Source organism: Streptomyces sp. NPDC030814 (genome assembly GCF_055572155.1).
In genome coordinates this window covers 328,404-348,010 of sequence record NZ_JBVIDX010000009.1, presented here as the reverse complement: position 1 = coordinate 348,010, position 19,607 = coordinate 328,404, and the positions used below count along the sequence as shown (strand labels likewise).

Sequence of the window (19,607 nt, the reverse complement as noted above, 5' to 3'; positions counted from 1 at the left end):
GTCCTTCCCTGTCCCTCCCCGGTTCCCAGCAGGGCCTTGTCGGACTACGGGAACGCGCCGACATCCTGCACGGCACCCTGGAGACGGGCCCGACCGCGGAGGGCGGCTATCGGGTACGGCTGCGTATTCCGCTGAGCGCCGACTGAGAACCAGGACCGGCAGATCCTGGCGCGGTGAGCCGCCGGGGCGGCGGTCGGCCTCATCGGGGGTCCCGGCCTCCGGCGGGGTGCGAACTGTCGGGGCTCCCGTCGGGCAGGGGCTGCTCGGCCCAGATCGTCTTGCCTGCCGCCGTCTGGCGGCTGCCCCAGCGCTCGGCGACCTGAGCGACGAGCAGCAGCCCGCGTCCGCCCTCGTCGAAGACCCGGGCCCGCCGCAGATGGGGAGCGGCGCTGCTGGAGTCGGAGACCTCGCAGATGAGGGCGTCGGCGCGGATGAGCCGCAGATGGATGGGGGCGTTGCCGTACCGCATCGCGTTGGTGACCAGCTCGCTGACGATCAGCTCGGTGGAGAAGTCGAGGTCGGCGAGTCCCCAGGCGTCGAGTTGCTCGGCCGCCATCCGGCGCGCCCCGCCGACGGCCGCGGGGTCCAGGGGCAGCTCCCAGGTGCGTACCCGGTCGGCTCCGAGCCTGGCGGTCCTTGCCAGGAGCAGGACGATGTCGTCGGCAGGCGGGTCGGGCTGCACCTTGCGCAGCACCTCGTCGCAGGTCTCCTCCAGATCGGCGGCGGGACGACGCAGCGCCTCGGTCAGCAGGTCGAGTCCGACGTCGACATCGCGGCCGGGGGCCTCGATCAGGCCGTCGGTGTAGAGGGCGAGCGTGCTGCCCTCGGGCATGGCGATCCGGGCGGCCTCGAAGGGCAGTCCGCCCAGACCGAGCGGTGGTCCGGCGGGCAGGTCCAGCAGCCGCACGGTGCCGTCGGGCCGTTTGAGGACCGGAGGCGGGTGTCCGGCCCGTGCCAGGTCGCAGCAACCGGCCACGGGATCGTAGACGGCGTAGAGGCAGGTGGCCCCGACCTCGCCCGAGGGCCCGTCCGCCGCACTGCGCGCGTCCGGGCCCTCCTCCCGGTCGAGGCGGATGACCAGGTCGTCCAGCCGGGTGAGCAGCTCGTCGGGCGTGAAGTCGGCGTCGGCGAGGGTCCGTACGGCGGAACGTAGCCGGCCCATCGTGGCCGAGGCGTGCACGCCGTGGCCCACGACGTCGCCCACCACAAGCGCCACGCGTCCCCCGGACAGGGAGATGACGTCGAACCAGTCCCCGCCGATCTCGTCCCCCGGGCCGGCGGGGAGGTACCGGTAGGCGAGGTCCGCCGATTCCACCTCCGGGAGCCGCTCGGGCAGGAGACTGCGCTGGAGGGTGATCGCGGTGTGCCGCTCGCGGGTGTAACGGCGGGCGTTGTCGATGCTCACCGCCGCCCTGGCGGCGATCTCCTCGGCGAGCACCAGGTCGTCCTCGCGGAAGGCGTCCTCGGTGCGGTGGCGTAGCAGGAGCATCACGCCGAGGGTGATGCCCCGGGCGCGGAGCGGCACCATCAGCACCGAATGGATCTTGAATCGCCGCATGTTCTCCGCGCGGTCGGGGGAGGCCGCCATCCACTCGCGCAGCAGCGGGTCGCCCGCACTGTGGTAGCTGCCCCGTCCGGTGATCAGCGCCCGGGCCGCCGGGGAGTCCGGAGGGTGGGTGTCGATGTCGCCCTTGGGGATCACCGATTCCGGTGCTCCGCGGAGCACCGACCGTTGCGCGGTACGGCGGCAGACGACCGGTGTGCCGGGCGGCACGGGCTGCGGCTCGTGTCCCTGGACGACCGACTCCAGCAGGTCGACGGCGGCGAAGTCGGCGAACCCGGTCACCGCCACCTCGGCCAGTTCCTCGGCCGTCCGGGTGACATCGAGAGTGCTGCCGATACGCACGCTGGCGTCGTTCAGCACGGCCAGCCGACGGCGCGCCCAGTACTGCTCGGTGATGTCGATGACCAGGGCCGACAGTCCGAGCACGGCACCGGCCCTGTCCTTCAGCGGGGAGAGGAACAGCGACCACGCGTGGTCGCGGACCTCACCGGAGGCCCGGAAGGGCTGCTCCTCGCGGAAGATCATCTCCCCGGTGCGCACGGCCTGGTGCTGGAGGCGGTCGATCTCGTCCAGGGGCGGGACGGGGTAGATCTCCCACAGCGTCCGCCCCCGCATCTCCTCCGGGTTCAACCCCATGGCCTGGCTCATCACCTGGTTGCAGGTGACGAACCGGGCCTCGCTGTCGTAGATGGCGACGGGCAGCGGGAGCTGCGCGAGCGTGAGGTCCCACAGTTCGGCGGGCCCCGTGTCCGTCGGCCCGGCGGAGTAGGTCACCGCCGCCGGCGTGAGGACCCAGTGGGTCCTGCCCCGCCCGTCCAGCAGGGGTGTGCCCCTGAGCCGCACGATGATCCGGTCGCCGTCCCGTTTGCGCAGCCCCACGTCGCTGGTCCAGGGTTCACGGGCGACCAGGCGACGCCGGGTCGCGGAGGGCAGCCTCGCGGTCCGCAGGTGGTGGGCCGGCCGGCCCACCACCTCCTCGGGCGTGTACCCGAGGAGCCGCCGGGCGCCGGCGCTCCACACCAGGACGACTCCGCGGGCGTCGACGACGACCGCGAAGTCGTCGGGTACGGCCGGCCCCTCTGCTCCCGTGGTCGTGTCGGGCTCGTTGTCCATGGGCGTACCCCGACGTCGTTCCTGCCGTTTTCCAGCACGGCGCTGTGCGCCCGGCACGGGCGCTGCCTCCAGCATCCCGCCGCGGCGCAGCCCTCTCAACCGGTTGCGCGGCGCGCACCGACCACCGGGGGCCTGGGCGGAGCGGGGTCAGAGGGGCGTCGACTCCGACGGCACGAAGGGCGCCCCGTGTCCGGGGACTATCAGGGCCGGGCCGAGAGCGAGGACCTTCTCCCTGGCCGCCCGCAGCCCGTCGCGGTCGGGCGCGAAGGGGTCGTCGGCCGGTCCCTCGGCGGTCCACCACAGATGGGTCAGGACCACGAGGCCCTCCACCGTGGTCACCAGGGTGCTGACGTCCTCGGCGGTGTGACCGGGCGTGGTCATCAGGGTGATCGACGGGGAGAGCCGGTATCCGTCGGCGTTCCGGTCCTCCCAGACGTCGTCCTGGTAGATGGCCATGTGGTCGTGGAAGCGAGCCTCGGGGAACAGGGCGGCGTTCAGCGTGTGGTCCGGGTGGTGGTGGCTGAAGACCACGTCGGTGACGTCCTCGGGGGCCAGTCCTTGCTCCCTGAGCGGGTCCAGGATCAGCCGGCGGTCCGCGACCATGCCGGGATCGACGATCGCGACGGTCGCGCCGTCGACGAGCAGGGTGACGGTGCCCGCCACGCGGGCGTCCGCGTAGCCGGTGGTCAGGACGTGGAACGAGGCGGTCATGACGGAACTCCTCCGGTGAGGCCTGAAGCGGTGGCGAACGGGCCGCGGGGGTGCGGGGCCGTGGGTGTACGGGTTCGCGCTCTCGGTCAGGTGGGCAGGAGCGCCCGAAGGCCGGTGATCATGGCCTGGAGACCGATGTCGAAGGCGAGTTCGGCGCGGCGGTGGTCGTCCGGGGTGTGGTCGAGTACGGCGGCGAGGTGCGGGGCGGTCGCCCGCGGCACGTCGGAGGCGGTCACCGGCGGGGCCACGAGGTCGAGGGCCGAGCCGAGGACGAAGCTCTCCATCGTGTTGATCAGGGGCATGACCTGGCTCGCGGTGAAGCCGGCGGTCAGCAGGAGTTCCGCGACCTTCTCGTACATCGCGTACAGGAAGGGCTCGGCGAGCGGGGCGGTGGCGAGCAGCGGCACAGCCCCGGGATGGCCGGCGAAGGCCGTGCGGTAGGAGCGGGCCCAGTCCTCCAGGGCCTGCTCCCAGGGCTGGGTCGGGTCCCAGGCGTCGGGGCTGGTCTCCAGGGCCAGTTCCTCCCGCATGAGCGAGATGATCTCGTCCCGGCCGGACACGTGGTGGTAGAGCGCCGAGGGAGCCACGCCGAGTTCCCTGGCCAGAGCGGGGATGGTGAGGACTCCCTGCTCGTCGGCGAGTCTCAGCGCCGCGGCGCCGATACGTCGGCGGTCCAGCAGCGGCGTGCGCGGCCTGGGCACATGGGCTCCTCTTCGTCCGTCTCCCCGCTCGTGCGGGCGGCAGGGGCCGTCTCGCACACGGCCATCCGAACTTTACCGAATGACTTTCAGTAAAACTCTTCCCGTGGGTTCGAGCGGCCCCTACATTACCGAAACCGAATCGGTTTCAGTTCTGTCGCCGCCGACGGAGGTGCCACCGCCATGCAGGCCGACATCGTGTTCGCCGACGAGGAGATCCCCGACGGCGGCCGGCTCCTTCGGGAGCGGACCTGGAAGTGGGGCGTCCCGCGCCCCGGCAGGGGGGCGGAGCTGGTGCCTCTCGCCGCCGACCCGGTCGCGCCCGCACCGCACGACCTCCCGCCCCTGCCCGTCCTGGGCACCTGGCCCGGCCGGCGCACGCACGGCTCCGGCCTCGCCTCCTCCGTCCCCGCGGACGGTAGCGGTACGGCACCGTCACCGCCTGCCCGCGGCAGGACAGCAACCCACCCACCCGTCGACTTCACGCAGCACGCGGAGACCCCCATGACCGAGCCCCACACCTCCACCGCTCCCCCACCGTCCCCTGCGGGCACCGGGGCGGACCCGACCGGTCATCTGCAGCGGGCCACGCTCGGCGTCAGCGACATCGTGTTCTTCGTCGTGGCGGCCGCGGCCCCGCTCACCGTGATGGCGGGTATCGCTCCGCTCGCCATCCTCTTCGGCGGCATCGGGGCCCCGGTGGCCTATCTGACGGTCGGTGTCGTGCTGTGCCTGTTCGCGGTCGGCTTCACCGCGATGACGCCCCACATCCGCAACGCGGGCGCCTTCTACTCGTATGTCGCCCGGGGTCTCGGCCGTCCCGCGGGGCTCGGAGCGGCGCTCCTCGCGGTGTTCTCCTACAACGCGCTGCAGATCGGCACCTACGGGGCGTTCGGCTTCTTCGCCGCCGGCACCGCGAACGACCTTCTGGGCCTCGAACTGCCCTGGCCCGTCTACGCCTTCGCGGCGATCGCCGTGGTGTGGTTCCTCGGCTTCCGGTCGATCCACGTCGGCGCCAAGGTCCTCGCCGCGCTGCTGATCGCGGAGACCGCCATCCTGGTGCTGCTGGCCGGCGCGATCCTGGTCAAGGGCGGCGCGGACGGCCTGAGCCTGGCGTCCTTCGCGCCGTCCAACGTCTTCACGTCGAGGATGAGCGCACCGCTCGGCCTCGCCGTCGCCGCCTTCATCGGTTTCGAGGCCACCGCCCTCTACCGTGAGGAGGCCCGCGACGCCGACCGCACCGTGCCCCGCGCCACCTACCTCGCCGTCGGATTCCTCGGCCTGTTCTACACCTTCGTCGTCTGGGTCATCGTCCAGGCCTTCGGCGACGACAAGGCCGTGGCGACCGCCGCGCAGAACCCGGCGGAGATGTTCTTCACCGCGATGACCCACTACGTCGGCGGCTGGGCCACCGACCTCCAGCGCGTCCTGATCGTCAGCAGTCTCCTGGCCTCCCTGCTCGCCTTCCACAACGCCATCACCCGCTACGGCTACGCCCTGTCCGTGGAGGGCGCCGCCCCCGCCCCGCTGGGCCGTATCCACCCCCGGCACGGTTCGCCCTGGGTCTCGGGCGTCGCGCAGACCGCGCTGGCGACCGTCGTCACCGCCGTCTTCGCGGCGATCGGCGCGCACCCGTACAACGAGTTCCTGCTGTGGGTGAACACCCCCGGCGTGGTCGGCATCCTCGCGCTGCAGACCCTGGCGGCCTGCTCGGTGGCCGTCTTCTTCCGCCGCAACCCGGGAGCCGCCACGGCCGGACGGCTGCGTACGGCTGTCGCGCCCGCGACCGCCGCGCTCCTCCTGGCCGTCATCACCGGGCTGGTCTGTACCCGTCTCAACCTGTTCACCGGGGCGTCCCCCACCGTCAACTGGACGCTCGCGGCGCTCACCCCGGTCGTGTTCGCGACGGGCGCCGTCCTCGCCACGCGCATCCGTCGCAAGCGGCCGGAGGTCTACGCGAAGCTCGCCACCACCGACGTCGAATCCGTGTGACCCCGGGGCGGGCGCCGACGCGGTGTTCCGACCGGCCGCGGCGGGGCCTGCCCCACTCGTCCCCCGACGCCCCGCGCCGGCCGGCCCCCGCCTTCCCGGCGTGGGGCCGTCCGGGCGGGCCGGGTCAGCCCTGTGCGGCGGAGGCCTGCGCCCGGTCCGCCGCGAGGAGGGCCGCGAAGCGCGCCAGCCGGACGCCCTGGAAGCGTGCGCAGGCCAGTGCCGTGTCGTCCGGTGGTGTCGAGGGAAAGCCGGCGGGCCAGGACGTTCCGTACGGGTTGCCGCCGGCCGCGTGGACGACGTCGTCCGTGTAGCCGAGAGGGACGATGACCGCGCCCCAGTGGTAGAAGACGTTGTTCAGGGACAGGATCGTCGACTCCTGGCCGCCGTGCCGCTCCGCCGAGGAGACGAAGGCCGTCACCGGCTTGTCCGCGAGCTTCCCCGCCTGCCAGAGACTTCCGGCGGTGTCGATGAACTGCTTCAGCTGCGCGGCCGGAGCACCGTACCGCGTCGGTGTGCCGAAGGCGTATCCGTCCGCCCACTCCAGATCGGCGAGTCCGGCCACCTCGACGGCCGACTCCGTTTCCCGGTGATGCGCCGCCCACTCCGGGTTCGCCGCCATCGCCTCGTCGGACGCGAGTTCGGCGACCCTGCGCAGTCGCACCTCGGCGCCCGCGGACTCGGCCCCTTCGGCCACCGCCCGCGCGAGCCGGTGCACGGACCCGGTCGCGCTGTAGTAGACGACCAACACATGTGCTGACACGGGGAACCCCTCCCAAAGGCGGCGGACGATCACGAGGAGGGCGCGGAGCGCCCGGTCACTTGGCGGGTGGGTACGCGAGGACGGCCGTGACCGTCTTCTCCTCGGTGTTGGCCTCGATGCCGGCCCAGCCGAGTTCCCGCCCCTGGCCGCTGAGTTTGGAACCGCCCCAGGGCAGACGCGGGTCGAGCGGAGCCCAGCCGTTGATCGCGACGGCGCCCGCCCTCACCCGTCGGGCGACCACATGTGCCCTGCTCACATCGGACGTCCACAGGGTGGCGGCCAGCGCGTAGTCGCTGTCGTTGGCCATCGTGATCGCGTCGGACTCCGCGTCGAACGGGATGACGGCGCCGACGGGCCCGAAGATCTCCCGCCGGGCGATCGTCATGGCGTTGTCCACCTCGGCGAAGAGGGTCGGCTCGATGAAGAATCCTCTGTCGTGCGGGCGGCCGCCCCCGGAGATCAGGCGGGCGCCGTCGTCGACACCGGCCGCGATGTACTCGCAGACCCGCTCCAGTTGTCGGGCGTTGATCAAAGCGCCCATCGTGGTGCCCTCGTCGAACGGGTCCCCGACCTTGATGTCGCGGGCGCGGGCCACCAGGCGCTCGACGAACTCGCCGTACACGGGACGCGCGACCAGGATGCGGCTGCCCGCGGCGCACACCTCGCCCTGGTTGGCGAAGATGCCGACCGCCACCCCTTGCGCGGCCTCGTCGAGATCAGCGTCGGCGAAGACGATCTGGGGGCTCTTGCCGCCGAGTTCCAACGTCGTGCGCCGGAACCCCTTGGCGGCGGCGACGGCCACCTTGTGTCCCGTCTCGGGGCTTCCGGTGAACGAGATCTTGTCCACCCCCGGGTGGTCGATGAGCGCCTGGCCCGTCACCGCGCCGATTCCGGGAAGGACACTGAACGCCCCGGCGGGGAAGCCTGCCTCCTCGATCAGCGACGCGAGGAGGAGGGAGGTGAGGGGCGCGTCCTCCGGAGGCTTCAGGACGACGGCGCAGCCCGCGGCGAGCGCGGGCGCGATCTTCCACGACCCGATCATCGTCGGTGAGTTCCAGGGCGTGATGGCCGCGACCACCCCGACCGGCTCGCGCACGGTGTAGCTGTGGGTGGGCCGTCCCATATAAGAGGACGTGGGGACGGAGCGGCCCTCCACCTTGTCGGCCCAGCCGGCGAAGTACCTGAAGGTCTGGATCGCCTGGGGCAGATCGATGGCGCGCGGCTCGAAACCGGGTTTGCCGATGTCCAGCGACTCCAGCGTCGCGAACTCCTCGCTCCGCGCCTCGATCAGGTCGGCCAGGCGGTGCAGCAGGACCGCCCTGACGCCGCCGTCGGTCCGCCCCCACTCGCCCTCGTCCAGCGCGGACCGGGCGTGGGCCACGGCCCGGTCCACTTCCCCGGCCCCGGCCGCGGCCACGGTCGTGAGCCGTCGTTCGGTCACCGGGTCGATCACATCGAAGGTGTCGGTGCTCTGACTGCTGTCCCATCGCCCGGCGAAGTAGGGCTCCGCCGGAACCGTGCTGACCAGCCGTTCGGCCTCTACGCGTGCAAGCATGTACGATTACCGTTCTATGAGGACGATATTTGAAACCATAGGGATGAGGGTGACGCCGGGTCAAGGGGCCGGCAAGAGGCGGTCGTTCCGAGCGCCGTGACATGATGTGCGGCACGCAAAGGCAGGAGGAGAGAGAAGATCGTGGCGGCGACCGGCGGGGAAACGTCCCTGACTCTTGACCGCGGGCTGACGGTGTTGTCCCTGCTCGCACGTAACGCCGACGGTCTCACGGCGGCGGAGCTCGCCGAGCAGCTGACCATCGCCCGGGCGGCCGTCTACCGTCTTCTGCGCACCCTGGAGGCGCACAACCTCGTCGCCCGCCTCGGTACGAGATACATCCTCGGGTTCGGTGTGGCCGAACTGGCCGGGCAGCTCAAACCACGGCTGCAGGCCACCGTACTGCCGATCCTGCGCCGACTCAGCGAGCAGACCAACAGCACGGCGCTCCTGAGCGTCGCCGACGGCGACCAGGCCCTGATCCTGCTGACGGCGGAACCGCCGAACTCCACGATGCACCTCGCCATGCGGGAAGGCGCCCGGCATGCCCTGACCGTCGGCGCGGACGGCATCGCCATCCTGGCCGGTCGGCCGGCCGGCGACGAGGACACCGACGACGTCCGTGAGGCCCGTCGCCGCGGGTACGCGGTCAGCGTGGGCTCGATCCAGGAGGGCGCGATCGGTGTCGCGGCTCCCATCCGGGTCTCGGACTGGTCGACCGCGAGCCTCGGAGTGGTGCAGCTCGGCCTCAGACTCGTCGACGACCGGGTCCCCCATCTGGTGACGGAGGCCGCCAGGACGGCCGCGACCCAACTGGTCGGCGCGTCCGGCCCCGAGACGGCCGGGCACTGAGACCCGCCGCCCCGGGGGGCGCCCCCTGTCAGTGGCAGTGCGCCGCCCCGTGGCCCGGTGGAGGCGGGACGTCCAACGACGGGTTGCGGTCGAAGAATCCCACCGGCTTCAACGCGAACCCGACGTAGTCGCACGGCATGATGGGCCAGTCCTCGGGCCGGGGCAGATGCGAGGTGCCGAAGGTGTGCCAGAGCACCACGTCCGTGTCGACGAGATCCCGCTCCTGCTCGATCCACCGGCCGATGCCGTCACCGGGGTGCTGGTTCGGGTAGTCGCCGGCCGCGTGCAGTTCGTCCGGGCTGTACCGGGTCACCCACAGGTGTGCCCGCGCGAACTCGGCGCGCCGTGCCAGGTCGCTCTCAGGAGCGGCGAGCAGTGTCGGACCGACGAACGGGACCAGCTTGTAGGCGACCGGCTCACCGAAGCGGTTGCGTACGCCGGGGTTGGTGATCTTCCAGGTCCGCGCGGTGAGCGGGTCACACATCCGGCGGCCGTCGCGTTCGTTGGTGATCTCCGTGCGGCGGGCGACGATCGCGTTGCCGTACGGATTGTCCGGTCCCGTCGGGAGGCCCACCGCGTCGACCTCCACGACCGTGTTGCGCGGTCCGTCGACCTCCATGTCCAGGCGCATGTTGAACAGGTGCTGATGATTCGGTGCGTCCAACTGCGGTGCCACCAGCGTTCCGTAGGCGGGCTTCACCCCGGGAGCCACGGTCCGGGTCTGGACGATGCCGGTGAGTTTGGCCTCGAACTGGATCGTCCCGTCGAGGTAGAAGTACCAGAAGAAGCCGTACTCGTAGTTGCCGATCGTGTGGATCGAGGACACCACGAGCCGTCGGGAGCGTCTGACCTCGGCCTGCTCGACGTAGCGGAAGTCCCAGTGCTTCCAGAGGATTCCGTAGTCCTCCTCGTGCAGGCAGATGGCGTTGCCGATGGTGTGCGGGGTGCCGGACTCGTCGGCGAGGACGGCGTCGAGGTACCGGATCTCCCCGAGGCAGTCGCAGCCGAGACCGAGCGAGCCCACGGTCTTGCCCAGGCTGTACTCGCCCGCGTCGAAGACGTTCCGGAAGTAGAAGTCGTCGCTGGTGTCGCCGTAGGGCACGACCATCTCGCTGATGCCGGCCCGGTGCAGGATCGGGCGTCGACGTCCGCCGTCCTTGTAGGAGACATCGCTGATGACGAGGCCCTCCACCACGTCGATGTGGGCGTGCAGCCGCCAGCGCTGCCATTCGACGACGTTGCCGGACACCGTGAAGGAGGGGCCTTCGGGCTGGGTGATCTCGATCGGGCGGAGGTCGTCGCGCAGCGGTCCGACGCTGCCCACGTCGTAGTTCCCGCTCTCCGGCGGGAGTGGCAGCGGCTCTCCCTCCAGTACGGCCGCCACGGTACGGGTGTCGCAGTCGATGACGAAGACGAGGTTGCCGACGGGCCGGGCGTAGCCGTTGTCCTCGGTGAAGCGCCGGACGTAGGCGGTCGCGCGGATCACGCGGCGTCGCGCGTCCACGCCCTCGACCGGCAGGGTGCCGGTCGACCAGGGGTCGAACTGGACCTGCGAGAGATCGTCGACGCCGTGCCGTGCGAGGGCCTCCACCGCGCCGGAGTCGTTCTTGACGATCTCGTCGAGTGCCATCAACTCCTCGATCATGATGGGCGGTTGCCTGCCCGGCAGGTGTTCCCAGGAGACGAGGACGTCGTCGGTGAGATCGACGCGGGCCTCGAACATGGCACCGGCCTCGGGGTCGTAGACGACGAGGAAGGCCACGCGGGGGATCGGCCGGGCGGGGTCGTACTCCCGTACCCGCTGCTTGTCCGGCAGATCCAGACGGATCAGCGGGAATCTGATCGCCGTCCGCCGGGCCTGAGCGGCGCGCACCACGGCGACGGCCTGCTCCATCTCCTTGGCGCTCAGCGGATCGTACGGGTGCGGCGTGGCAGCGGTCACTGCCGTTCCTCCTGCTGGTAGGGGGGCTGGATGAGGGGAGTGGGTCGGGCTTTGAGGAGAAGCGGGGGATCCTGGTGCCGTCATGGTGTGGTCACCTCTCCCGCGCTGCGTGTCGGCTCGTCGAGGGCCTCCTCCGGGCGGGACGCCCGCCTGTGTACGACGCAGGCCCACGCCACGCCGAGCGCCACCCACACGAGCAGGGCCCAGGGCACGGTGTCGAGGGGGCTCTGCGCCTGGTGGACGGCTCCGAACACGGCGCCGGCCGACACGAGTACGCCGACGCTCCCGGCGACGAGGAGTTTGGCGTGGCCGACATGCGGCCACAGGCCCTTCACCCCGAGGGCGGCGACGATCAGGTACATCAGCGCCAGGCCCGTTCCGCCGAAGCCGGCCATCCAGTTGAACGCCGGTGACCACTGGGGTTGCAGGACACCGGGCTGGGCGGTCTCGCGCGAGAAGATGCCGTCGCCCATCCGCACGGCGACGATGATCACGCAGGAGAGGGCGCCCCACAGGGCGGCGCCCCATACCGGGGTGAGGAACCGGTGGTGCAACTGGGCCAGTTTCGCGGGCAGTCGGCCGCTGCGGGCCATCGAGAGCATCCCCCGGCTCGACGCGACGCCGACGCCGATCGCCACCGCGAGCACGTCGAGGATGATCAGCACCCCCATGAAGGTCCCGAAGCCGGTGGATCCGTACTCCTTGCCGGAGGCGAGGGCTTCCAGCGGGAAGACGCTGTCCTTCCACGCCTGCGCGTCCAGGCCGAAGCCCACGGCTTGGGCGTAGGCGACGACCAGGTAGTAGACCCCGACGATGGTGAGCGACCACATGACCGCCCGGGGCACATGGCGCTTGGGGTTCGCGGTCTCCTCGGCGAGGTTGGCCGCAGATTCGAAGCCGATGAACATGTTGATGCCGTAGAGGACACCGTAGAGCAGGTCCAGGCGCCCCACGGAGAACGGGTCGAAGGGTTCGGCGGGCAGGCCCCCGCCGCCGGCCCGGAAGACGATGACCAGGGAGAAGACAAGGACGACGAGGATCGTGGCCAGGGCGAGGACGAGCTGGGCCCGAATGGACACCTGGACGCCGATCACGAGAACGACGACGACGAGCGCGGCGTAGCCCAGGGACAGGGGCCACCACGGTACGTCCACGGACAGAGCGTTGATGAGCCAGGTCCGGGTGAGACCGCCGAGGACGAGGAACGTCGAGGCTCCCAGCACCATCATGGCCCCGTAGTAGAGCCATCCGGCGGCCACGCCGACGCGGGGGCCGGCGCTGTCGCTCACGTACTCGTAGAGCGACCCGCACAGATGGATCCGTTTCGCGTACTGGGCGATGACCCATCCCACGCCGCACATGCCGACACCGGCGATGGCGATCGCGACGGGAGTGGCGACTCCGGCGCCCCGCCCTGTGGCCGACAAGCCCACGACCAGGGGAAGAAGAGCCGCTACCGAGAACACCGGCCCCATGAAGCCGATGGATTGAGTGAGGACGCCGATCAGGGACAGGCGGCCGTGAGCCAGGGTGATGCGATCAGGGCTTGTCATCCCGATCAGCCTCCAGTTTCACCGCTGTGCGATATTCGTACATGGTGTACGTTTGTTGAAAGCACATGGTGTGGTGGCCCGTGGTGGGTGTCAAGGCCCGCCGGGCACAAATGAGGCCGCCCCCGCCGAACTGATCCGACGGGGGCGGCCGTTGACCAAGAAGAAGCGACCTGGCCGCGGCCTACCTCGGCCCGAGCAGAAAGGCCCGGGCCGCTCGCGCGGCGGAGACCACGTCCGGCGTGGCCTCGTCGACGCGGTCCTGCCGATGCGAGACGAACATGACACAGGCGTCCAGGACGTCTCCGTCACGGGCCAACGGAGCAGCGACCGCGTGGGCCCCCGGCTCCACCGCGCCATGACTGGCGACCCAGCCCCGGCGGCGCGCCTCCCGTACGGCGTCCGAGTCGTCGTCGGCGGGGGCCCGTCCGGCCCGGATCGCGCACGGCGCGGCACCGCGGTCGAGCGGCTGACGGGAGCCCTTGCGGTAGGCGAGGTGGTAGTCGGCGTCCTGGGGGACGGCCGTGGCGACGGCGACGACACAGTCCGGTTCCGGGAAGAACAGGATCGCCGTACCGCCGTACCGGTCGGCGAGTTGCTGCAGCAGCGGCTGGACGAATTCCGCGAGGGTCGGCCGCGAGGTGCCCGCGAGCGTGTGCAGTTCCCCCCCGGGCACGTACGCGCCGTCCGCGGTCCTCGCCAGGAACCCCTCCGCGGCCAGCGTCCCCGCGAGGCGGTGGACGACGGTCCGGTGCAGTCCCGTCCGGGCGGCGATCTCGGCGACCGTCAGGCCGCGGGGCTGGTGAGCGACGGCCCGCAGCACGGCGAGACCCCGGACGAGCGTCTGCGACGGCGGCTGACTGGGCCGCTTGACCGCCTCCCCGCCCCCACCGTCCGCGCTGTTGTCCGTGCCGTTCGCGGCCTCTGCCCGCACGCCGCTTACCACCTTCCTGGTTCCGCTCACGCGTTCAGCGTATGGCACGGGTCCGCCGGCCCCGGGGGCCGACGCCCATCCTCCGGGGGTTGACGCCGACGCCCTTCCCTGTCGATGCTGTGCACTATACGCACGGACGGTGCGCATAGTGCACGGAGGAAAGTCCATGACCCACGCCACGACCGTCTGGCAGGCGAACCGGTTCGGCGGCATGACCGGAGCGGAGGCCCTGGTCGAGACCTCGCTCGCCGCAGGAGTGGACGTCTGCTTCGCCAACCCGGGAACCACCGAGATGCCTCTGGTCGCCGCGTTGGACTCGGTCCCCGGCACCCGCGCGGTGCTCGGCCTCTTCGAGGGCGTCTGCACCGGCGCGGCCGACGGCTACGCCCGGATCGCCGGCCGACCGGCGATGACGCTGCTCCACCTCGGCCCCGGTTTCGCCAACGGCATCGCCAATCTGCACAACGCGCGGCGGGCCCACTCCCCCGTCCTCAACGTCGTTGGAGACCACGCCAGTTGGCATCTCGCCCATGACGCGCCCCTGACCTCGGACATCGTCTCGCTCGCGCGGCCCGTCTCCGGCTGGGTCGGCACCGCCGCCTCCGGGGCGGGGCTGGCCCAGCTGACCGGCCGCGCTGTCGCGGCCGCCACCGCCGCGCCCGGCTGCGGGGCCACCCTCATCGCCCCCGCCGACTTCCAGCAGGAGGTGCTGGAGGGCCCCGTGGACGTCGAACTGCCCGGCACTCAGCGCCGTCGGGAGGTGGCGGGCGAGGTCATCGACTCCCTCGCCAAGCGGCTGCGCTCCGGGGAGCGTGCCGTCCTCCTGCTGGGCGGCACGGCGCTCGACGAGCGCGGTCAGCGTGCGGCCGCCCGGATCGCCGCCGCCACCGGGGCGGTGCTCTACAGCGAGACCTTCCCGGCCGCCGCCGAACGCGGCGGCGGCCTTCCGGACCTCGACCGGCTCCCCTACTTCCCGGAGAAGGCGGTCGCGGCTCTGGCCGGTGCCCAACTGGTCGTGCTTGCGGGCGCCCTGGAACCCGTGTCGTACTTCGGGTACGAAGGGATCCCGAGCCTGCTCGCCCCCCCGGACACCGTGGAGGTGCTGAGCACACCGGAGGAGGACGGCTCCCACGCTCTGGAGGTCCTCGCGGACACCCTGGGGGCACCCGAACCGGCGTCACCTCCCCGGCCGGACGACGGAGGCCTCCCGGACGGAGCGCTGACGCCTCAGTCGGTCGGCCGGATCGTCTCGGCGCTGCTCCCCGAACACGCCGTCGTCTCCGTCGAAGGCGGAACCTGCGGCTACCCCTTCTTCACCGCCTCGTCGCACGCCGCCCGCCACACCACACTGACCAACACCGGCGGAGCCATCGGCCAGGGCCTGCCCGCGGCCGTCGGCGCCGCGATCGCCGCACCCGGCCGCAGGGTCGTCGCCCTCCAGTCCGACGGGAGCGCGCAGTACACCATCCAGTCGCTGTGGACGATGGCCCGGGAGCAGCTGCCCGTGGTCACCCTCATCGCCTCCAACCGCCTCTACAACGTCCTGCGCACCGAGCTCGGCCGGCACGGGCAGGCCCGGCCGGGCCCCAACGCGACGGCGCTCACCAGCCTGGACGAACCGGCCTTCGACTGGCCCTCGCTGGCCCGGGCCTACGGCGTACCCGGCACACGCGTCGAGACGGGCGAGGCGCTGCGGCGCGCTCTCGGCCGCGCGCTCGCCGCCGACGGCCCGCAGCTCATCGAGATGGCCCTGTGAGAGGAACCGCCATGCACAGCACAGCACACCCGGTCACGGGCGCGGTGGAGGCGGTCGATCGCTTCCTGGCCGAGCCGCGGACCATGCTCATCGGCGGCCAGTGGGTCGGGGCCCTCACCGGCCGCTCGTTCGCCAGCGTCGACCCCGCCACCGGCACCGTGCTCACCACCGCTCCCGACGGCGACGCCGCCGACGTCGACCGGGCCGTTTCGGCGGCCCGCCGGGCCTTCGACGATCCCGGCTGGCGGCGGATGAGCCCCCTGGAGCGGGGGGCACTGCTGAACCGTGTCGCCGACGTCATCGAGGCGCACGCCGACGAACTCGCCCTGCTGGAGTCCCGCGACAACGGCAAGCCGGTCTCCGTGGCGCGCGCCGTGGACGTGGGCACCAGTGTGAAGCTGTTCCGCTACTTCGCGGGATGGCCGAGCAAGCTGGAGGGCAGCACCATCCCCGTCTCGCCGCGCGGCGGGCTGCGGGTGCTGAACTACACCACGCGGCAACCGGTGGGCGTGGCCGGACTGATCGTGCCGTGGAACTTCCCGGTGTCGATGGCGTGCTGGAAGCTCGCGCCCGCGCTGGCCACCGGCTGCACGGTCGTCCTGAAGCCCGCCGAGGAGACTCCGCTGTCGACGCTGCGGCTCGCCGAGCTGCTCCAGGAGGCGAGGGTGCCGGACGGTGTCGTCAACGTCGTCACCGGGCGCGGTGCTTCGGCGGGCGCCGCCCTCGCCGCGCACGACGGGGTCGACAAGATCGCTTTCACCGGGTCCACGGAGACGGGCCGCGCCATTGTCCGCGCCGCCGCGGGCAACCTGAAGAAGGTCTCCCTCGAACTCGGCGGCAAGTCCCCGAACATCGTGCTGCCCGACGCCGACCCCCAGTCCGTCGCCGAGGCCGCCGCCCAGGCCGTCTTCTTCAACCAGGGGCAGGTCTGCACGGCCGGCTCCCGGTTGTACGTTCACCGCAGGATCTTCGACGAGGTGCTGGACGCGGTGGCGGAGCGCGCCCGGGGCATCGTGGTCGGGCCCGGCAGCGACCCGGGCACCGAGATGGGGCCGCTGGTCTCCGCGCGGCACCACGAGAGGGTCACCGGGTTCATCGCCGCCGGCCGGGAGCAGGGTGCCCGGCTGGCCGCGGGCGGCGGGCGGCCAGGGCTGGACGCGCCGTACGACGGGGGCTACTTCGTCGAGCCGACGGTGTTCGTGGCGCCCGACGACGGTCTGCGCATCGTCCGGGAGGAGATCTTCGGTCCCGTGCTGTCGGTGATGAGCTGGGAGGACGTGGACGATCTGGTCGTGCGGGCCAACGACTCGCCCTTCGGGCTCTCGGCCGGCATCTGGACGTCCGATCTGGGCCACGCCCACCGTATCGCCGACGAACTGCAGGCGGGCACCGTGTGGATCAACTGCTACAACCTCACGGATCCCGCGTCGCCCTTCGGCGGCTTCAAGCAGTCCGGCTGGGGCCGGGAGATGGGCCGGACCGTGCTCGACCACTACACCGAGGTCAAGAGCGTCTGGGTCAACCTCGGCTGACGTCCGAAGTCACCTATCGGCAAGCGAATCCACGAGGGCCCGGCCACCCGGCCCCGTACGCCCGAGCCGCCTCCCGCCGACGTCGCTCGCCGCCGCGTCCCCCTCGTTGCCGTAACTCCTCGTTGCCGTACCCCCTCGTCCCGATCACCTCTGTGGAGCCATGCATGGACCTCGAACTGGGCGGCAGGACCGCCATCGTCACCGGCGGCAGCCTCGGCATCGGCCGGGCCACCGCCTGCGCGCTCGCCGCTGAGGGCGCGACCGTCGTCATCACCGCCCGCCGACTGCCCCTGCTGGAACGCACCGCCAAGGAACTTGAGGCGGAGACCGGCGGCAGGGTCGTCCCTCTCGTGTCGGACACCGACGACACCGAGTCCGTAAGGGCCATGGTGGGGCGCGTGGCCGACGATCTGGGGCGCGTCGACATCCTCGTGAACGGCGCCGCAGCCCCGTCCGGGCTGGTGCGCAACGCGGTCGAGGAGGCCGACCCCGAACTGCTGCTGGCCGACCTCAACACCAAGGTCGTCGGCTACTTCCGCTGCGCACAGGCCGTGGCCCCGCACATGAGGGCGGGCGGCTACGGCCGGATAGTCAACATCGGCGGGCTGACCGGCCGTTCCAGCCACGCGCTGTCCGGTATGCGCAACCTCGCCGTCGTCCACCTCACCAAGGTCCTCTCCGACCAGCTCGGCCCGTCCGGCGTCACCGTCAACACCCTGCATCCCGGTGTGGTGGAGACCGAGCACATCCATGAGCTGTACGAGAACGAGGCCGCCAAGCGCGGCATCACCGCGGCCGAGGTCGAGGCGGACTTCGTCGCCCGCACACCGATCCGCCGGGTCCTGGAGGCGGACGAGATCGCCCAGGCCGTCTGCTTCCTCGCCTCCCCCCGGGCCGCCGCGATCACCGGTGAGTCGCTGGGCATGGACGGCGGTCTCACCCGCGGCATCTTCCTCTGATCCCCGGCCTCCTCTTGCGCTCGCCTCGTCACCTTCCTCACCCCCTTCCCCTTCCCTCCCCCACCCGTTCGTTTCCGTAGTTCCGAAAGGAAACCCACGCATGGAAGGCACCATCCTGGTCGCCACCGCCGGTCAGGGCGTCCTGCGCTCCTCCGACGACGGCGCCACCTGGTCGCGTCTAGGACTCGGGCAGGCCCTGGAGTTCGACGCCGTCGTCCGCTGCCTGGCCGTCCACCCCGAACAGCCCGAGGTCGTCTTCGCCGGAGCCGACGCGGGACTCGTACGCAGTGGCGACGCCGGCGTCACCTGGCACCGCGTCGACTCCCCCATGAACGACCGGACCATCTGGTCGCTGGCGATCGACCCGACCCACCCGGACACGATGCTCGCCGGGACCGGCGCCCCCTCGCGGGCCGCCATGTTCCGCACCACGGACGGCGGGGCGACCTGGGAACAACTGCCGCCGGAGATCCCGGAGTTCTGCGCGGGCGTCAACCGCCCTCGCATCCTGACGTGCGTCGTGGACCGCCATGAACCGAAGAACATGTGGTTCGGCATCGAGGAGGGCGGCCTGTGGCGCAGCTGCGACCGGGGTGAGACCTGGGAGCGGATCGACGGCACTCCGGCCACCCTGCCCCAGGGCGTGACCAACTCCGACGTGCACTGCGTGGTCGTCCTCGAAGGCCCGCCGAAGACGATCGTCGTCGCAGTCGTCAACGCGCTCTTCGTCAGCCACGACGACGGAGTCACCTGGACCCGCACCGACTCCCGCGAGACGTTCGGCATCTACTACACCCGGCTGGTCAGGCAGCTCCCCGGCACCAACGACCTGCTGCTCGGCATCGGTGACGGCACCCCCGGCACCACCACCAGGATCCTGCGCTCCGAGGACCTGGGGCGCAGCTGGCAGGACACCGTCCTGGACACGCCCGCCAACTCGACCGTCTGGGCCTTCGGCACGCACCCCGCCGACCCGGAGCTGGTCTTCGCGGGAACGAAGTACGGCCATCTCCTGCGCTCCGCGGACGCCGGGCGCAGCTGGCGCAAGGAGTGGCGCGAGTTCAGCGAGATCACCGATGTGACGTGGACCCCCGCCGTAGCTCCCACCACGGAAGGACACTGATCATGGAGCCCGACGAGCGCGTACTCGCCCGGCACGAGGAGCCCACGCCGATCCCGGCCGGTCCGCAGGACGTCGTGAGGCCGAGGGTGCGCCGGACCCATCTGTCGCTGTTCGTCCGCGACCCGGAGGCCTCGGCCGCGTGGTACGAGGACGTCCTCGGTATGGAGGTCACCGCGCGCGGCCCGCAGTGGGTGTTCCTGTCCTTCGGCCGCAAGCACCACGACATCGCCCTGATCCGCGCCGAGGAGGGAGCTGTCGCCGGAGGCGTCGGCCTCCAGCACTACGGGCTGGAGGTGGAGGGCGACCTCGACGAGTGGCGGCGGCTGTACGGGATGCTCCTCGCCAAGGGCGTGCCCGTGGTGAAGACCACCGATCACAAGATCGGTTTCGGTCTCTACTTCACCGACCCGGACGGCAACCGCTTCGAGTTCTTCCACGAGACGGTCACCGACGACGAGGAGGGCAAGCGCATCCTCGGCCTGTACGGCGCCCCCAGCGAACCGGTGGAGATCGAACCGCTCCGCGCTTAGGGCCCCCTGTCCCGCTCCCCCATCACCGGCCCGGCCCCG

General features: G+C 71.5%; 16 protein-coding genes. 8 read left to right on the top strand and 8 right to left on the bottom strand.

The features are described 5' to 3' along the window. On the top strand, window positions 1-146 hold a 146-nt coding region (locus tag ACZ43N_RS21565; RefSeq protein WP_468099497.1), incomplete at its 5' end, for an ATP-binding protein. A 53-nt stretch (window positions 147-199) separates the two neighbouring features. Here the strand turns inward: ACZ43N_RS21565 and ACZ43N_RS21560 are convergent. From ACZ43N_RS21560 to ACZ43N_RS21550, 3 genes are all read right to left on the bottom strand, one after another. Further along, window positions 200-2,677 (bottom strand): SpoIIE family protein phosphatase, encoded by a 2,478-nt coding sequence (locus tag ACZ43N_RS21560; protein WP_468099468.1) that lies wholly within the window; start codon window positions 2,675-2,677, stop codon window positions 200-202. Between the two features lie 147 nt (window positions 2,678-2,824). Then, a complete protein-coding gene (locus ACZ43N_RS21555; RefSeq protein ID WP_468099467.1) occupies window positions 2,825-3,388 on the bottom strand; it encodes an MBL fold metallo-hydrolase in 564 nt (187 codons plus the stop codon). A gap of 86 nt (window positions 3,389-3,474) precedes the next feature. Next, entirely contained in the window at window positions 3,475-4,089 is a 615-nt protein-coding gene (locus tag ACZ43N_RS21550) for a TetR/AcrR family transcriptional regulator C-terminal domain-containing protein (RefSeq protein ID WP_468099466.1), read from the bottom strand. A gap of 180 nt (window positions 4,090-4,269) precedes the next feature. Between ACZ43N_RS21550 and ACZ43N_RS21545 the strand changes: the two genes are divergently transcribed. After that, on the top strand, window positions 4,270-6,078 hold the full coding sequence (locus ACZ43N_RS21545) for an APC family permease (RefSeq protein ID WP_468099464.1): 1,809 nt from the start codon (window positions 4,270-4,272) through the stop codon (window positions 6,076-6,078). 124 nt (window positions 6,079-6,202) lie between these two features. On the opposite strand, the gene wrbA is transcribed toward ACZ43N_RS21545, so the two are convergent. Together wrbA and ACZ43N_RS21535 are read right to left on the bottom strand one after the other, a co-directional pair. Further along, window positions 6,203-6,838, bottom strand: a complete 636-nt coding sequence (gene wrbA / locus ACZ43N_RS21540) for an NAD(P)H:quinone oxidoreductase (protein WP_468099463.1) — start codon at window positions 6,836-6,838, stop codon at window positions 6,203-6,205. A gap of 55 nt (window positions 6,839-6,893) precedes the next feature. After that, window positions 6,894-8,393 (bottom strand): aldehyde dehydrogenase family protein, encoded by a 1,500-nt coding sequence (locus ACZ43N_RS21535; protein ID WP_468099461.1) that lies wholly within the window; start codon window positions 8,391-8,393, stop codon window positions 6,894-6,896. 141 nt (window positions 8,394-8,534) lie between these two features. Between ACZ43N_RS21535 and ACZ43N_RS21530 the strand changes: the two genes are divergently transcribed. Next, window positions 8,535-9,242, top strand: coding sequence for an IclR family transcriptional regulator (locus ACZ43N_RS21530; RefSeq protein ID WP_468099459.1), 708 nt, complete (start codon window positions 8,535-8,537; stop codon window positions 9,240-9,242). A gap of 28 nt (window positions 9,243-9,270) precedes the next feature. On the opposite strand, the gene ACZ43N_RS21525 is transcribed toward ACZ43N_RS21530, so the two are convergent. The 3 genes from ACZ43N_RS21525 to ACZ43N_RS21515 form a co-directional block, all read right to left on the bottom strand. Beyond that, on the bottom strand, window positions 9,271-11,184 hold the full coding sequence (locus tag ACZ43N_RS21525) for a primary-amine oxidase (protein ID WP_468099457.1): 1,914 nt from the start codon (window positions 11,182-11,184) through the stop codon (window positions 9,271-9,273). Between the two features lie 80 nt (window positions 11,185-11,264). After that, window positions 11,265-12,737, bottom strand: a complete 1,473-nt coding sequence (locus ACZ43N_RS21520; protein WP_468099455.1) for an APC family permease — start codon at window positions 12,735-12,737, stop codon at window positions 11,265-11,267. A 181-nt stretch (window positions 12,738-12,918) separates the two neighbouring features. Further along, on the bottom strand, window positions 12,919-13,698 hold the full coding sequence (locus ACZ43N_RS21515) for an IclR family transcriptional regulator (RefSeq protein ID WP_468099453.1): 780 nt from the start codon (window positions 13,696-13,698) through the stop codon (window positions 12,919-12,921). A 136-nt stretch (window positions 13,699-13,834) separates the two neighbouring features. Between ACZ43N_RS21515 and ACZ43N_RS21510 the strand changes: the two genes are divergently transcribed. From ACZ43N_RS21510 to ACZ43N_RS21490, 5 genes are all read left to right on the top strand, one after another. After that, the gene (locus tag ACZ43N_RS21510) at window positions 13,835-15,424 is read left to right on the top strand and encodes an acetolactate synthase large subunit (protein WP_468099452.1); all 1,590 of its coding nucleotides are present in this window, start codon (window positions 13,835-13,837) and stop codon (window positions 15,422-15,424) included. 11 nt (window positions 15,425-15,435) lie between these two features. Next, window positions 15,436-16,956 carry an aldehyde dehydrogenase family protein gene (locus ACZ43N_RS21505; RefSeq protein ID WP_468099450.1) on the top strand — a complete coding sequence of 507 codons (1,521 nt, stop codon included), beginning with the start codon at window positions 15,436-15,438 and terminating at the stop codon, window positions 16,954-16,956. A gap of 164 nt (window positions 16,957-17,120) precedes the next feature. After that, the gene (locus tag ACZ43N_RS21500) at window positions 17,121-17,915 is read left to right on the top strand and encodes an SDR family NAD(P)-dependent oxidoreductase (protein WP_468099448.1); all 795 of its coding nucleotides are present in this window, start codon (window positions 17,121-17,123) and stop codon (window positions 17,913-17,915) included. 100 nt (window positions 17,916-18,015) lie between these two features. Continuing rightward, a complete protein-coding gene (locus tag ACZ43N_RS21495; protein WP_468099447.1) occupies window positions 18,016-19,038 on the top strand; it encodes a WD40/YVTN/BNR-like repeat-containing protein in 1,023 nt (340 codons plus the stop codon). Window positions 19,039-19,040: 2 nt separating this feature from the next. Further along, window positions 19,041-19,568 (top strand): VOC family protein, encoded by a 528-nt coding sequence (locus ACZ43N_RS21490; protein ID WP_468099446.1) that lies wholly within the window; start codon window positions 19,041-19,043, stop codon window positions 19,566-19,568. Window positions 19,569-19,607 lie beyond the last annotated feature (39 nt).

What these genes read in the sequence shown, in the direction of transcription:
- ACZ43N_RS21495 (WP_468099447.1), top strand. Translation starts at nt 18,016, where the DNA reads ATGGAAGGCACCATCCTGGTCGCCACCGCCGGTCAGGGCGTCCTGCGC.
- ACZ43N_RS21560 (WP_468099468.1), bottom strand. Translation starts at nt 2,677, where the DNA reads ATGGACAACGAGCCCGACACGACCACGGGAGCAGAGGGGCCGGCCGTA.
- ACZ43N_RS21500 (WP_468099448.1), top strand. Translation starts at nt 17,121, where the DNA reads ATGGACCTCGAACTGGGCGGCAGGACCGCCATCGTCACCGGCGGCAGC.
- ACZ43N_RS21555 (WP_468099467.1), bottom strand. Translation starts at nt 3,388, where the DNA reads ATGACCGCCTCGTTCCACGTCCTGACCACCGGCTACGCGGACGCCCGC.
- ACZ43N_RS21490 (WP_468099446.1), top strand. Translation starts at nt 19,041, where the DNA reads ATGGAGCCCGACGAGCGCGTACTCGCCCGGCACGAGGAGCCCACGCCG.
- ACZ43N_RS21545 (WP_468099464.1), top strand. Translation starts at nt 4,270, where the DNA reads ATGCAGGCCGACATCGTGTTCGCCGACGAGGAGATCCCCGACGGCGGC.
- ACZ43N_RS21520 (WP_468099455.1), bottom strand. Translation starts at nt 12,737, where the DNA reads ATGACAAGCCCTGATCGCATCACCCTGGCTCACGGCCGCCTGTCCCTG.
- ACZ43N_RS21505 (WP_468099450.1), top strand. Translation starts at nt 15,436, where the DNA reads ATGCACAGCACAGCACACCCGGTCACGGGCGCGGTGGAGGCGGTCGAT.
- ACZ43N_RS21535 (WP_468099461.1), bottom strand. Translation starts at nt 8,393, where the DNA reads ATGCTTGCACGCGTAGAGGCCGAACGGCTGGTCAGCACGGTTCCGGCG.
- ACZ43N_RS21510 (WP_468099452.1), top strand. Translation starts at nt 13,835, where the DNA reads ATGACCCACGCCACGACCGTCTGGCAGGCGAACCGGTTCGGCGGCATG.